The organism is Pseudoalteromonas sp. S1727 (assembly GCF_005886375.1).
GTDB lineage: Bacteria > Pseudomonadota > Gammaproteobacteria > Enterobacterales > Alteromonadaceae > Pseudoalteromonas > Pseudoalteromonas haloplanktis.
The window spans coordinates 1-15,751 of the sequence record NZ_PNDT01000177.1 but is presented as its reverse complement, the minus strand read 5'-3'; the positions used below and the strand labels follow the sequence as shown (position 1 = coordinate 15,751).

Genomic DNA, 15,751 nt, shown 5'->3' with positions numbered 1-15,751 from the left:
GCTGCCCTGTCATCACCCGCAGCTTCGTCAATCAAGCCGTCGATGTCATCTAAATCAAACTCATCGTCTTCTTCAACTAGTTCAGGCTCTGCTGAGGTTGATTTATTAGTACTTTGCTCGTCGATCAAGGCGTCGATGTCAAAATCACCACTTTCACCTGCTAATTCTTCACTGAGTGCAGCTAATTCATCATCTGAGTCATCTTCTTCGGCCACGACAGGCTCATCGCTATCATTTGCGAAGAGATCATCTAAATCAGCAGCACTCAAGATACCGCCATCATCAGAATCCGTCTTCATATCTAAATCGATATCGTCACCCAAACTATCATCATCTGTTTGGTCAAAATCTTGTTGCATGAAAATATCGAGCTCATCTTCTTGCTCTTTATTTTCATCATCAAATACGATGTCATCGCTCAGTAAACCATCGAGTTCGTCTTGATTTAATAAGCTATCCCCATCTTCAAATTCATCATCAATGTTGTCATCAAAAATAATGTCGTCATCGTCTGGTAAAATATCGTCATTCACATCGTCCAACTGCACACTTAAATCATCAAGATCATTGGGCACTGGATCAGGAATAATGGGGTCAAGTGGAGGGCCTACATCATCAATATCATCTGCGGTATAACTTGGGCTTTGCGGTAAAAATTCATCATCATCTGCACTCTCATCTTGGCTGTTATTACGTTTACGTAAAAACATGATAATGGCAAAGATGACCAACAAGGCAGGTATAGTCATTAATAGTATGAGAACTAGCGGGTTGGCTAATAGTCCAGCAAAACTAAACTCGCTAGTCTCTTCGAGCTTTTTTGCATTTTGTTGCTCTATAATTTCATTTTGCTTGGCGATTAATTCTTTTAATTGTCGTTGAATTTCACTGTCTTGGCCGAGTTGCTCGCGAATGCTCTCAAGCTCTTTAGAAACTCCTGTAAGCTGCTGCTTTAGTTTATTATTCTCAACTAATATCTCTTCAACATTATCCACTGATGACTTGAACTGTTTTTGCAGTTCGACCAGTTGCGTACCTTGCTGCGCTTTAATACTGTTGATTTCTTGTTTTAATTCTTGTTTTGCTTCATCAACATCAACTTTACGCGCTTGAGTAACTTTCTTTTGTGATGCGGTTATTTCGCTTGTTGTCAGTGTGCCGTTTTTCTTTTTTTCCCATAACTCATCATCCTGCTCAGAGCGTTGCTTTGCCAATTCAGGGCTTACAGCTTGCATCTCAGCTAATGTAGGGATTTTTAGATACGCGCCATCACGCATATGATTCAGGTTTTGATCTAGAAATGACTGAGGGTTTTTTTCATAAAAAGCCTGCATAACCTGATAAATACTTACCGAGTTATCTGGTCGTACTTTTGCTGCAATACGCCATAATGTATCAGTCGGCTTTATTGGCCCGATTGAACGTCCTTGAACGCCATAGTCAACGCCTTTAGGCCCTTTTAATTGAGCTCCGTCTTGGGAGTATATCGGTGTTACCACCAATGCAGACGCTAATAAGAGGAGTGAAGCTAAACCGCGCATGCTGATCCTTTAATGTTTAAATGTTAACGCAGCACCTAACAATTAGGCACTTAAACATTGATTATTTCTAACAGAAATAACTTACATAAATAGTTAATTAAATTTTTATTGCAAGCTCTATTCCAGTTGCAGACTATAAACCAGTTGCAGTCTAATATCCATCGCAACACTTTGATACGTAATGGCTTAAAATTTCTCAGCTGAAAGAGTTTGTTTTCGTTAAGATTAAGTTTATACGCTTTTAGCTGCTATGCGGCAATTATTTGGCGGTTAAAAAATAAAAAAGCGGCAAATTGCCGCTTTTTTAATCTTTTATTAAAGGTAGTTAGCTATTAGCTCTTCAGCTATTTGCACACTATTAGTCGCAGCACCTTTACGGGTGTTATCACTAACAACCCACATATTTAAGCCGTGGGGATGAGAAATATCTTGGCGTAAACGACCAACATACACAGTATCGTTACCACTGGCATCTGATACAGGTGTTGGGTAATCCCCTTCATCATCAATTAACTCAAGACCTGGGGCATCATTCAATAGCTGTTTAACATGTTCAAAGTCATATGGCATACGCGTTTCAAGGTTAATTGCTTCACTATGACCAAAGAAAACAGGTACTCGTACACAAGTCGGGTTAACCGCAATAGTAGTATCACCTAATATTTTGTGAGTTTCGTTAACCATTTTCATTTCTTCGCGGGTGTAACCGTTATCTTCAAACACATCAATTTGTGGAATGACGTTAAACGCTATTTGCTTTGGAAATAATTGGTTATCTATTGGGCGCGCATTCATTAAATTAGCAGTTTGTTTAGCAAGTTCATCAACCGCTTGTTTACCCGCACCAGACACTGCTTGATAAGTTGATACATTGATACGATCAATGCCATAAGCATCATAAATTGGTTTTAACGCCACCATCATTTGAATAGTTGAACAATTTGGATTAGCGATGATGTTGCGATTTCTAAAATCAGCAAGACTTGCAGCGTTAACCTCTGGTACAACTAATGGCACTTCAAAGTCGTTTCTAAAATGTGAGGTGTTATCAATTACAATACAACCTGCATCAGCTGCTATCGGTGCGTATTTTTCTGACACACTTGCCCCTGCCGAGAACAAGCCGATATGTGCTTGGCTAAAGTCAAACCCTTCAACATCTTGCACTTCGATAGTTTCACCACGAAATTTAATATCTTCACCGGCACTGCGGCTACTTGCCAATAGAAATAATTGATCAACAGGAAACTTACGATCTTCTAACGTTTCAATAATTTGGCGACCAACAAGGCCTGTAGCGCCAAGTACGGCAACATTATATTTTTGTGACATGTGTATTCCTCGTTTAACAACCGCCATTATGGCCGCTGCTTAAATTTTAAATTATTCGACTACGAAACCAAGCCCAGATAAAAGCGCTTTATTGTGTTTCGCGCCTGCAATAGTTACAGTGCTAAATTCACGACGGATCGGGTACTTTTTGCGTAAACTATCAAATCCATCCGTTGCTAGGTTACGCCGTAAAATACCGTCATCACGACGAACATCGTAAACAGCATGGATCAATTGACCTAAGTCAGCAAAACTGAACGTTTCTTGTAATGTGATTTGGGTAATAGCCGGCGTTGGTAAAAAATCAGCTAAGGTTTTATTTGCTTGCACACCTTTGTGTACACACAATTTTTGATACAGCATTTGTGTGCCACGAGCTTTACCCTCTAGTGTATGTCCTGCTATATGTACACTGGCATAGCGCACATATTCGAGTAGCTCTGTGAGTATGGTCGGCTCGTTTTCCCATACATCTAACACTAAATCCAATTGAGCACCGTTTTGCATCACTTCTAACAAGGCTTTATTATCAATGACATCACCACGACTGGCATTGATCACTGTCATGCCTGATTTTAGTGAAGCTAATCGCACTTTATCCAGTAAATGTAAGGTTTTATGTTTGCCCGTGGTCACCAATGGGACATGAAAAGTAACAATATCAGCTTTAGCGAGGAGTGTATCAATGTCGATATGCTCTGCTAATTGCCCTGCTTCATGCTTAGGCGGATCACACAGCAACACGTTGACATCAAGAGCTGCAAGCTTCTCTCGTAAACAACTCCCTATGTTGCCAACACCAACTATACCGATGGTTTTTCCCTCTAAGCTAGTTGCATTTTCTTGGCACAATGCAAACAAACTGCTAATCACATACTCAGCAACCGCAACAGCATTACAGCCAGGGGCACTGGTAAAAGAGATATTACGTTGATTGAGTAAATCGGTATCAATGTGATCAATGCCAATCGTTGCCGTGCCTACAAATTGTAATTTATCAGCGTGACTTAACAACGCTTGGTTCACAAGTGTGACTGAGCGAGTTAATAATACATCAACATCAATTAGCTGTTCACTTTGCAATGTACGACCGTCAAAACGCGTTACTTCACCAAAATCAGCAAAGTACTGCTCAACGAGTGGCATGTTTTGATCCGCAAGAATTTTCATTAACAAGTCCAGTTGACACGAAGAGGCGCTATTGTAACGAACCTCAGCCACTTTTGAAAACGAAAAAGCCGAGCAAGTTGCTCGGCTTCTAAACTAATTCGTCTTGACTAAATTAGCCTTTGTACTTGCTCATTACTAATGTAGCGTTAGTACCACCAAAACCGAAGCTGTTAGACATAACAGTATTTAGTTCAACGTCTTTACGCTCAGTAACAATGTTTAAGCCTGCGGCTTGCTCATCTAGCTCATCAATATTAATTGATGGTGCAACAAAACCATGTTCAAGCATAAGCAATGAGAAAATAGCTTCATGAACACCAGCGGCACCTAATGCGTGGCCTGTCATTGCTTTCGTTGCGCTGATCATTGGTGAATTACTACCAAATACTTCTTGAATTGCGCCAAGCTCTTTAACATCACCAACCGGTGTTGATGTGCCATGAGTATTTAAGTAATCAATGCTATCTACGCCTTGCATTGCTTGACGCATACAACGCGCCGCACCTTCACCTGACGGAGCAACCATGTCATAACCATCTGATGTCGCACCATAACCAACTATTTCAGCATAAATGTGAGCACCACGTGCAAGCGCGTGCTCAAGCTCTTCAACAACGACAATACCGCCGCCGCCAGAGATAACAAAACCATCACGATTAGCATCGTAAGTACGAGAGGCTTTTTCTGGTGTTTCATTATATTTAGTTGAAAGTGCACCCATAGCGTCAAATTCCATTGCTAGAGTCCAGTGTAGCTCTTCACCACCACCGGCAAAAACAACGTCTTGCTTGCCTAGCTGAATTTGTTCTACAGCGTTGCCAATACAATGCGCAGACGTCGCACATGCTGAACTGATTGAGTAGTTAACACCTTTAATTTTAAACGGTGTCGCTAAACATGCAGAAGTCGTACTGGCCATAGTACGTGGCACCATATAAGGGCCTACACGTTTAACGCCTTTTTCGCGTAAAATGTCAGCTGCTTCTACTTGCCATTTAGATGAGCCGCCACCAGAACCAACAATGATCCCTGTACGTTCATTTGATACTTGCTCATCTGACAAGCCTGAATCTGCAATCGCTTCAGCCATTGAAATATACGAATAGGCTGCGGCATCGCCCATAAAGCGCATTGCTTTACGGTCAACAAACTCTTTAACGTCAATATCAATTTTGCCTGATACGTTACTGCGTAAATTATATTCAGCAAATTCAGGGTTAAAAGCAATCCCGCTTTTCCCTGTTTTTAACGATTCTAACACTTCTTCTTTGTTGTTGCCGATGCTTGAAACAACACCGATGCCCGTAATAACGGCTCTTCTCATGGGTAATTACCTTAGCTTGATACTAAATTGTGATCTATTTTACGCTGAATTTTATAACTAAGTGGTCAGCTTTCTAGCGTACACATGTACTCTGAACGTATAGCTTATAAATAACGCCAGACTATTTCAAAGAAAACACGTAAAATAATGAAAAAAAGTACTCTTTAATTAATTGCATGCCATGATCAAAAACGCTGATATTCACTTTAATCACTTAGGCACTCCCGTTGCCAATAACTTCGACGACGTTTATTTTTCTAACGACGACGGTCTGGCAGAGTCCAATTACGTGTTCTATCAACAAAATGATATTCCCAGACGATTACAAAATCATGACCGATCACATTTTGTTATTGCTGAAACTGGCTTTGGTACTGGGCTTAACTTTCTTAATACGTGGCTGCAATTTAAAACTCACTTAGCCAATAGGCAGCATGACGAGAATAAAGTTCAAAATCAACAAAACGTTAACCGACTCTATTTTATTTCTTTTGAAAAGTATCCCATTAAGAAAAGTGATTTAGCGACTGCATTACAAGCATGGCCTGAACTGGCACTATTGAGTAAACAACTCTTACAGAATTACCCAATTAACTTGGCAGGCTGCCATCGCCTTGAATTTGATAACGGCTGCGTTGTTCTCGATTTATATTTTGGGGATGTACAAGAGTCGATTAATAATATGGCTTATAACCAATTAGGGCTGATTGATGCTTGGTATTTAGATGGTTTTGCACCGAGTAAAAATCCCGACATGTGGCAACAAAGCTTATTTCAGCGCATGGTTGATATTTCTCGTAATAATGCCACCTTAGCAACCTTCACTGCCGCAGGGTTTGTACGCAGAGGGTTAATTGCAGCAGGCTTTGAAGTGCAAAAAGCCAAAGGGTATGGCCGCAAACGAGAAATGCTAACGGGCAAGTTAGCGCAAGCAAATAGCACACATTCAGCTCCGCCTTATTTTGCTAATCAAGCAAGTCAATTAACCAATGTTGCAGTTATAGGCGGGGGGATTGCCAGTAGTGCCGCGCTTTATAGCTTGGCGAAGCGAGGAATTAAGAGCCAATTATTTTGTCAAGATAGTCAACTTGCAATGGGCGCGTCTCATAATGTGCAAGGGGCTGTTTATCCTCATTTGCAAGCCAAAAATTCGCCACACAGTGAATTTTTTGCGCATAGTTTTTTATATGCAAAGCGTTTGTATCAGCAATTAACGACTAATGGCTATAGCTTTGACCATCAATGGTGCGGAGTGCTGCAACACGCTGTTAAGCAGCCTTTAGCAGAGCGCCATCTAAATATTGAAACCAAACAACTTTGGCCCAATGCGTTAATGCACAGTGTGACCCCAGAGCAGGCGGATGAAATAGCGGGGGTTGAGTCTGGTTACGCAGGGGTGTATTTTCCCTTAGCTGGTTGGGTTAACCCGCCGCAACTAGTTAACGCTCTCTTTGAGCAAGCACGTGCCCTGTCTGATATACAAAGTCACTTTAACTGTGACATCGACACACTTGAAAAAACACCCAATGGTTGGATACTCAAAAGTGAGCAAGCACAATTCGGCCCATTTAGTGATGTTATTATTTGCGCTGGCGAGCATAGTGATCGTTTTACACAAACTAAAGCACTGCCCATTGTAGGGGTCCGAGGTCAGGTATCCCATGTACAAGCAAGCGAGGCGTCTAAAAAACTTAAAACGGTACTGTGTCATAAAGGGTATTTTACGCCAGCCTATTTAGGTAAACATTGCATGGGAGCGACATTTGAAAAAAACTCAAAAAGCCGCGAAGTCACTGAACAAGACAATGTCAAAAATCGCGACCAGCTGCTTAATTTTTACGGCCATTGTGAGTTTGCGACCAGTTTAGGTGAAATAAATTCAGCCAAAGCGGCTGTTCGATGTAGTTTTATTGATCACCTACCAATGGCTGGGGAATGGGCAGAGCAAACCGATTATGTAACTGCGTTTGCAAACCTACGCTTGGGTAAGCGCTATCAGTATCAGCCATTACAACAACCCCAACAAGGCTTACACATACTTACGGGCTTTGGCGCCCGAGGCTTATGTAGTGCACCATTAGCAGCAGAGCATTTAATTGCCCATTTAAATAATGAGCCAAGCCCGCTGAGTGAGCGCGTAAGCCAAGCAATTCATCCTGCACGTTTTTTAGTGCGTGACTTAATTCGTAATAAAATTTAGTGTAAGTGCTTTATAAATAAAATTCAGTTTGCAAGAGGCATAATGTGAAAAAACTAATACGGGCTACGCTGATAATACTCACGTTTACTGCATTTTCGAGTGATGCAGGTTTAAGCTCAGTCCCTTTGCCGAATGACTTTAAATCAACCTTACAAATTGCCGATGACTACCCGCTCGTACAAACGGGTTATTCTGCGCAATCAGTTACTGATGTTGCAAAGTTTTACCTTTTAAAGCTTGGTGAACCACAATTAACGCGAGGTAATAATACACGCATGACGTTATTTTACGCGTCAGGAAGTGACAATATCCGTATTAGTCTTTATGCAAATGACTATAAAACAGAGATTGCCATCATGGTTACCAAGTGATCGCTTTTTGACCTTGCGGCACGTTGAATACGTATGCATATAACAAAAGGTTGAGCCGAATATAAAACAATCGTAGTTTGTAATTTACACAATTATAACAATACGATTTTTATGCATTATTTACTCTTAAGCTTAATACTCTTCATCAGCTTTGTTAGCTATGGCGAGCCTGTAAAATTACAAAGTTACTCAAAGGATACATCCCTCCCCCATAAATTATTAATTGCAGCATTGGATAATGCAAACTTGGACTATGTTCACCCATACGAAAGTGATAAAGACATTTCAAATGCGCGTATTTTAAATGATGTAAAGATAGGTCAGCTCGATGTCATGTGGAGCATGACCTCGCAATCCCTTGAGCAAGATTACCAAGCGATATACATCCCACTTTTTAGAGGCCTTCTGGGTATGCGCTTAGCAGTTGTCACCGAGCAAAATGCCGATCTTTTTAAACAGATAAGTAACTTAAATGACTTAAAAAGGTTTAGTGCAGGTCAAGGTAAAACGTGGCCAGACACTACAATTTTAAAAGAAAATGGCCTGAATGTAGTCACGACACTAAAGTATCCAAACCTATTCCCAATGCTTGAAGGTGGGCGATTCGATTATTTTCCACGTGGCGTCAATGAGCCCTGGGATGAGCTAATCAATTATCAGGATTTAAACTTAACCGTCGACCCATACATACTATTAAAATACACCGCACCACTGTATTTTTTTGTTGCCAAAGAGAATACACAACTTGCAAATAAGCTCACACAATCGCTTAATAACATGATTGCCGATGGCAGTTTTAATCGCATGTTTTTTAACGACAGTCAGGTACAAATGGTATTGCAAAAAGCTAACTTGCAGCAGCGGACAATTATTCCATTAAACAACCCTAACCTAAGCTCAATGACCCCACTTTCCCGCCCAGAACTTTGGTTCGACCCACTTAAAGAGAGAACCGTAACAAAATGAAATCATTACAATATAAAATAATTATCGCGCTCAGCATTTGCCTAGTTATCATTTTTTCTTTCGTTGTTAGTGTTAATTATTACCTATTAAAAAATAGTGAAACTGGGCAATGGCAAGAAAACATAACCGCATTGGATCAACAATTAACCGTGATCTTAGCTGAGCCCGTTTTTTCATACGATAAACCACTGATTACACAAATTATAAATGCCTTCGCAAATAACCATAACATTCAACATATAGAAGTCGTTGATCATCGTAACAAGCTGCTAGGTGTAGTTGGTCAAAAAAACAATGGCCAAGATTTACTTACTCACCAATTACCTTTATTTACTGCTGAACAAGCAATTGGCGCAATCAACATTAAATATAGCCAAGATAAGCTCAATGAAGGTATTTTTAAAGCGGTGCAAACCATGGTGATCACTTTGGCTATTTCATTTTTACTGCTCGGTGTGACCCTCATTTACGTGTGCCGTTTTATCATTATTAAACCCATTGTTGGTGTAAACCAACTTGTTGATGAATTAGTACGCGGCGGCGGTGATTTAACCCAACGTATTAACTATCAATCGAGTGATGAAATTGGCTATTTAGTCGCAGGTTTTAATCGCTTTATTAACGAGGTTCAGCAAATCATTGCCAACCTCGGTAAAACAGCCACAGAGCTGGAGATCATTGCAGGCTCTGTAAATGAGGCCACGGTCAGATCTAAATATGAAGCAGAGCAAGAATATGCACTAACTGATGCCGCTACCTTATCATTAAGCCAACTTAGCGAAGCAACCAAAGAAATTGCATTTGGTGCAACCCAAACAGCAGATCAGACAGCTAAAGTACAAAGCTTATGTCAAGAAGGACAGTTAAGTATGGGTAATAACAGTACTTTGATCCATGAGCTAGAAAAACAATTAGATCATACCGCAAGTGTGGTTGAACAACTTGACAGTCGCAGTAATGAAATAAGCCAAGTGCTCGACGTCATCAAAAACATTGCCGAGCAAACAAACTTACTTGCGCTTAATGCGGCGATTGAAGCTGCCAGAGCTGGGGAGTCCGGTCGAGGATTTGCCGTGGTGGCCGATGAAGTTCGTGCACTGGCGAGGAAGACATATCATTCCACATCTGAAATTGAGGCCATTATTGGTGCACTACAAACCAACGCCAGCGAATGCGTAGCCGCTTCTCAAAAAAGCAAACACGTTAGCAGCCAAGTAATTGTAGCCAATGAGCAAAGCCAGTATGTGTTTCACAATATTGCGCAACAAGTTGACGAAATAAATCTGATGAATGAACGAATAGCTGCCAGTTCAGAGCAGCAAACACTAACCACACAAGGGATTTTAGTCACGATGGAAAAGATCAACTTTGGGGCAAAATCACTAGCTCAAGAAGCTGAACACCTTGATGTGACGATAAAACAGCTTAACGACTTAGAAAAAGGTATTGTACAAAAATTAGGGTTATTTAAATATTAAAAATAATTGGCCTGCTGTTTAGGCTGGCCAATTGTCATCTTAGAATTGATACTCAAAACCCAAAGCCCATTCATTTACATCATTTTCTTTTAACTTGTAATGACTAAAATTAAGAGAAATATCTGTATTTTTTAATATCGGGTAAGCTAATTGCCCGCCAAAATAAGCCCGAGTGTTAGATGCATTATTTTTAATTGTTTGCCCCGAATTGTTTAGGCTTTCAATTGAATAGTGGTAATAAAATGCGCCAATAAAGAGCTTGCTCTTTAGATACCCTATGTGTGGGAAAATATAAGCGGTTTGCAGTGCAGGCCCTTGACCTAATACAGGCACTGTTTGCGATAAGCTCTGATGAACATGATCTGGTTCAAGCGTATCACCAACAAAGGACATACTTCCTTCACCTAAATCAATATAGCGCAGGCCAAGTTGCCAATTTTCAGCCATTGTATAATGACTGCCAATAGACCAACTTACATCCGTATCGTCATAGTCGCTCTGAGCAAAAACAGTATCTCCCTCAATAGAAGTGACGCCTGCCACAGTAGCATAGCCGATTTTGGCATCAATTGACCACTCACCAGCTAACGCCGATTGGCTTGACACAGAGACTGTCGCTAACAATACCCACGGTGTTAATTTTGACTGGCGACGAATTATAATGACCCCAATCATCAACAGTAATAACGCGCCTCCCATACTTCCTGACGAACTATTTTTTACCGTTGCGGTTGTATATGCTTTCACTGTCACTTTAACCTCCCCTTTGCTACTGGCGCCTTTGCTATCTGTTACTGTGTATGTAATAAAATCCATACCTTCAAAGCCAGGCTTCGGCTGATAACTTAAAGTATTATCAGGGTTAATGGTCACATCACCTTGATTGGCGATTGCGTCGGTGACGGTAAGTGTATCGCCATCTGCATCCGTGTCATTGCTCAGTACATCAATAACAATGTCGGTACGGTCATTGGTTGATGCACTGTCTGCTGTTGTTGTCGGTGCACTGTTGACAACAACAGTTATCGTGGCAACATCAAACGCTGTGCCGCCTTGACCATCAGATACGCTATAATGAATTGTGGCAGTACCAATAAAGTTAGTTATCGGTGTATAACTAAGTTGATTATCAACAATAGTGACTTCGCCAAAGTCTACACTTGCACCAGTAAGACGTAGCTCATTTGCATCTGCATCACTGTCATTCTCGAGTACATCAAGCGTAATAGCATTGTCCATCGCGATGGTTGCTTGGTCTGGTTGAGTTACGGGGTTCGTGTTATCTGTTTTAACAACAGCTATCCCGCCTGGGTCGACAATTTGACCATTAACTAAGCCGTCAGCATCATTGCCTCCCCCATCAGCCATACGTAATTGTACGCACCAATCCCCTTCATGTAGGCCTTCTTGCCATAACTCACTAGATGGTGATGGACAATAACCTTGCTCACCTTGGCTAGAATAAACTTGATCTCCTTCTATGCTATCAAAGTCTCTCCACTCATTATCTATTAGCTTACGGTAAACCGCATTGGCAGGAATGGGCATACGTTGCGGCAATACAATATTATAGTGTGCACCTATTGGCTCTATGCTTGTAATAACAAAACCAAAATACCCACCCGTATTGATCATGCCCTCATCACCTAACAGTTCTGAAGATAAGATTTGCAACCCGCCGCTACTCGTTAATAAACCTGAGTAAACTTTTCTTAAACAGCCGCTCACCTCTCCTTCGACTAAGAATCGTGTTGTTTCATTAACTTGTTCTGGCATGACATAACACATACTGATTGGATCTAAATAATCAGCAATCCCATCATGATCACTGTCTTGATAACCCTCTAAAATATCGGGGAGTAAGTCTTTATCTGTATCAGCTGCGGTTAACTCCGGTAATTGTGCAACCACCTCCACATAGCTAGTCACTGTACTTGATAAGCTTTGTTGCGCATTGTCAGTAGCGGTAGCAGTGATAGCATAAATCCCCTCTGTGAGTTCAGCTGTTGAAAACACGAAGCTATCTGAGTTATCAGCCAAATTCATAATACGCTCATCCTCTACTTGCCAACTGAGTGAAATACTATCCTCTGGGTTGTGATCAGATGCGATGGCACGAATAGTAACCAAGTCGTTATTGGCTAATACAAAGGGCCGTGTTTGATTATTTTGCTCAATAGTCGTTAACAGAGTCGGTGCAATATTTTGCTCTGTAATTGTTATGGTACTTGAAGTATCTGCTACCAAATTAACGCTTTCAGCAAGGGTGATGATCAGAGTTTCATCTGGTTCAACGTCACTATCTGCAAATATAGTAAAGTTAATCTCGCCTACTAAACCTTGCTCTATCACCACTTCGCCAGCAACTAGATCATGGTCGTCCTCGCTGGCAGTTCCTGAAATACTATAAGGAATTATTACCGGGTAACTCGGTGCGGTTCCATTTAAATAAACGTATGTGGTGTAGCTTTGTTGCTCAGCCACTACTTTATTCTTCTCAATAGTTACTTGTGGATGGACAAATACCTGTTGCTCAGCCATTGCCCAATTACCGTTGCTATCGGTAGTTTGCCAATATACTTGATGTGCACCAGGGGCAAACAACATATTTGGCTCAACAATGCCTACTGCAAGCGGGTTCCCCTGCTCATCAAAGGCTGTCGCGGTGCCCAATTTAACCCGTGTAAATAACCCTGTTGCATTTATGCTAACATCTGCAGGTGCTGTAATTGTTGGCGCACCATCTATGCTGCCATTAAAACTAAGCGTAGCAACAGCACGGCTTCTAGCCTTTTCTGGATCAGCAATCATATATTCTATATTGATACTGCCCTGTGTGCTTGCGGCCAACTCAAATAGTAATTGATTATCAACAATCGAGACTGTGCCTACACTCGCTTTAGCGCCAATAATACTAAGCGTATCACCGTCAACATCAGTGTCATTAGCAAGAACGTCAAGGGTATATTGACCACTTTGCGTAGGCGTTAGATTAAAAGCATCTGCCAAAGCCACCGGTTCATCATTCACGGGGGCAACGTTTATTACTACAGTCGCAGTTTGCGAGCTATCTTTGCCGTCAGATACTGAGTAACTAAAACTGTCACTACCATGATAATTCGCCTCAGGTTGATAGCTAAATACTCGCCCTTGCACTGTTAAGCTACCAAATTGTGGCTCAGTGACTAGCTGTATCGCTAAACTATCTTCATCACTATCACTAATTTGTGCGCTAACACTGATAGCCGTATCTTCTTCAATATTCAGCTGCATATCATTAGCAATAGGCAACGCATTTACATACGTTACATCAATACTAAATTGATTAAGCGTGTTACTTAGTTGTCCATCCGTTACGCTGATCAAAATATTGCTATGTAAGCCGACGTTTTCCCGTGTCGGAACTCCGCTTAAGGTCCCACTGCGACTATCAAAAGTGGCCCAGTTCGGCTTGTTGGTAATACTAAATGATAGCGTTGTATTATCGATATCGGTCACATTAGGGGTAAACAAATACGCGGTGTCTTGCGCAATAGATGTTGCAGGTGCACCACTGATTGTGGGTGCATCATTAACATTCACCACTGTTAGTGCGAAAGGTGCTAAGCTTTGCGTAGCCTGTCCATCGGTTACACTCAATGTTATATCTGAATAGCGACCTACGTCAGCATTACTTGGCATGCCGCTAAGTTGCCCTGTTACAGAATCAAATGCTAACCAACTTGGTTGATTTTCAATGCTAAAACTTAAACTATCACCATCACTATCCGTGGCTGTTGGTACAAAGTTATATAGCGCATTTTCATTAATGGCTAAACTTGGCACCCCCGTTATTACGGGTACATCATTAATACTATTCACTGTGATTGAAACTGTATTAGGTGCTGAGTCGAGTAGTCCATCATTTGCAATATAGCTAAACTGATCTTCACCAAAGTAATTTGCATTACCTTGGTAAGTTAATTGGTCACCAGAGATAGTAGCCACACCATTGACTGGCAGATCAACGATTGTATACGTTAAGCTATCGCCCTCAATATCACTACCGAGTAAGTTTATAACTACAGCTGTGTCTTCATCAACGCTTGCACTTTGCGCATTTACTATTGGCGCATCATTTACAGCAGTAATGACTAACGAAACAACCGCAGATACCGAATCTAACTGACCATCATTAGCGACAAAACTGAAGTTATCACTACCATTGTAATTAGCGGTTGGCGTATACAACCAACTGTCATTACTTTGCTGCACTAGCGAGCCATGTAACGTACCTTCATCAATGCGATAACTCAACGCGTCGTTTTCAATATCTGAACCCGTTAGCGTGATCAATATCGTTTCATCTTCTGCTAACCGCAGAGTCTGTGCTTGTGCGATGGGCGCGTCATTAACCGGGTTGACCGTCATGGTCACAGTAGCCACGTTGGAGGTTGCGCCGTTGCTGTCTTTAACTGTGTAGGTAAAGCTGTCGCTGCCGAAGTAATCGGCGTTGGCGGTGTAAATAATCGCGCCCGTTGCGGTGATTTGCGTTTGACCATTCGTGGCATCTGTGACGATGCTGACACTGCTTACATCTAAGCTGTCGCCGGTATCCACATCGCTGTCGTTACCCAGTACGTTAACCTCAAATGAGCCTTCTTCTTGTAGTTGCGCGGTGTTATCCATGGCAACGGGGGCGTCATTGATGGCGTTAATGGTCAGTGTCACGGTGGCAGGCGTTGAGCTTAGCCCTTCACTGTCGGTGAGGGTGTAGGTAAAGCTATACACACCGTTGACATCTTGCTGAGGCGTTATCGCTAAACTGCCATCCAAATTGACACTCACATCCGCAAAGTCATACATACCAGCGCCGGTGCCTTTGTTCTCTAAGCTGACATTCGCTGCGTTAAAGCCGCTGTCTTCCACGTCTGAGTCGTTGGCTAAAATAGCCAAGGTCGCGGCAGTGTCTTCATCGGTGTTAATACTGTCATCTGCCACTACAGGACGGTCGTTCACAGCACCGATATTCACGGTCACCGTGGCAGGCAGTGATACCCCGCCTTCGCTATCGGTTAAGGTATAGCTGAAACTATCTTGCCCTGTCACGTTGGCATCAGGGGTATACACAAAGGTGCCCGCGACTTGATCTAACACCACCTGCCCTGACGTTGGGCCGCTGACAAGGGTGATATCCCCTGTGGGCGTAGTGTCTTCCACATCCGTCGCTAAACTGCGCAGCGCCGTTGCGATTGAAGGCGTGTCTTCATCCACATTGATACTCACCGCCTGTACCACAGGCATGTCGTTCACTGGCGTGATAGTGACGGTCACTGTTGCCGCTGCGGAGGTATTCAGCGCCGCATCTTTTACAGTATAGGTAAAGGTAT

The 15,751-nt window shown here is 41.9% G+C and carries 9 protein-coding genes; 4 read left to right on the top strand and 5 right to left on the bottom strand.

Annotation, left to right across the window (positions count from 1 at the left end; translation table 11 throughout):
• The 4 genes from CWB85_RS21410 to fabB all read right to left on the bottom strand — a co-directional run.
• A partial coding sequence (locus tag CWB85_RS21410) for a FimV/HubP family polar landmark protein (RefSeq protein ID WP_283235140.1) occupies positions 1-1,541 on the bottom strand: 1,541 nt, incomplete at its 3' end.
• A 315-nt stretch (positions 1,542-1,856) separates the two neighbouring features.
• On the bottom strand, positions 1,857-2,873 hold the full coding sequence (locus tag CWB85_RS21405) for an aspartate-semialdehyde dehydrogenase (protein WP_016710216.1): 1,017 nt from the start codon (positions 2,871-2,873) through the stop codon (positions 1,857-1,859).
• A 51-nt stretch (positions 2,874-2,924) separates the two neighbouring features.
• Positions 2,925-4,043, bottom strand: a complete 1,119-nt coding sequence (locus tag CWB85_RS21400; RefSeq protein ID WP_138555979.1) for a 4-phosphoerythronate dehydrogenase — start codon at positions 4,041-4,043, stop codon at positions 2,925-2,927.
• 112 nt (positions 4,044-4,155) lie between these two features.
• Positions 4,156-5,367 carry a beta-ketoacyl-ACP synthase I gene (gene fabB / locus CWB85_RS21395; RefSeq protein WP_016710214.1) on the bottom strand — a complete coding sequence of 404 codons (1,212 nt, stop codon included), beginning with the start codon at positions 5,365-5,367 and terminating at the stop codon, positions 4,156-4,158.
• Between the two features lie 181 nt (positions 5,368-5,548).
• On the opposite strand from fabB, the gene mnmC reads away from it, so the two are divergent.
• From mnmC to CWB85_RS21375, 4 genes are all read left to right on the top strand, one after another.
• Positions 5,549-7,567 carry a bifunctional tRNA (5-methylaminomethyl-2-thiouridine)(34)-methyltransferase MnmC2/FAD-dependent 5-carboxymethylaminomethyl-2-thiouridine(34) oxidoreductase MnmC1 gene (mnmC, locus tag CWB85_RS21390; RefSeq protein ID WP_138555978.1) on the top strand — a complete coding sequence of 673 codons (2,019 nt, stop codon included), beginning with the start codon at positions 5,549-5,551 and terminating at the stop codon, positions 7,565-7,567.
• 44 nt (positions 7,568-7,611) lie between these two features.
• A complete protein-coding gene (locus CWB85_RS21385) occupies positions 7,612-7,938 on the top strand; it encodes a hypothetical protein (protein WP_138555977.1) in 327 nt (108 codons plus the stop codon).
• 111 nt (positions 7,939-8,049) lie between these two features.
• Positions 8,050-8,904, top strand: a complete 855-nt coding sequence (locus CWB85_RS21380; RefSeq protein WP_138555976.1) for a transporter substrate-binding domain-containing protein — start codon at positions 8,050-8,052, stop codon at positions 8,902-8,904.
• Complete coding sequence (locus CWB85_RS21375; RefSeq protein WP_138555975.1) at positions 8,901-10,382, top strand: methyl-accepting chemotaxis protein; 1,482 nt, start codon at positions 8,901-8,903, stop codon at positions 10,380-10,382. The genes CWB85_RS21380 and CWB85_RS21375 overlap by 4 nt, the downstream gene beginning before the upstream one ends.
• 39 nt (positions 10,383-10,421) lie before the next feature.
• Here CWB85_RS21375 and CWB85_RS21370 read toward each other — a convergent pair.
• Positions 10,422-15,751: tandem-95 repeat protein (locus tag CWB85_RS21370; RefSeq protein WP_138555974.1), on the bottom strand; the 5,330-nt coding region annotated here is incomplete at its 5' end.

Excerpts from the sequence above, each read along its gene's own strand:
- CWB85_RS21400 (WP_138555979.1), bottom strand. The coding sequence starts at position 4,043 with ATGAAAATTCTTGCGGATCAAAACATGCCACTCGTTGAGCAGTACTTT.
- fabB (WP_016710214.1), bottom strand. The coding sequence starts at position 5,367 with ATGAGAAGAGCCGTTATTACGGGCATCGGTGTTGTTTCAAGCATCGGC.
- mnmC (WP_138555978.1), top strand. The coding sequence starts at position 5,549 with ATGATCAAAAACGCTGATATTCACTTTAATCACTTAGGCACTCCCGTT.
- CWB85_RS21405 (WP_016710216.1), bottom strand. The coding sequence starts at position 2,873 with ATGTCACAAAAATATAATGTTGCCGTACTTGGCGCTACAGGCCTTGTT.
- CWB85_RS21375 (WP_138555975.1), top strand. The coding sequence starts at position 8,901 with ATGAAATCATTACAATATAAAATAATTATCGCGCTCAGCATTTGCCTA.
- CWB85_RS21380 (WP_138555976.1), top strand. The coding sequence starts at position 8,050 with ATGCATTATTTACTCTTAAGCTTAATACTCTTCATCAGCTTTGTTAGC.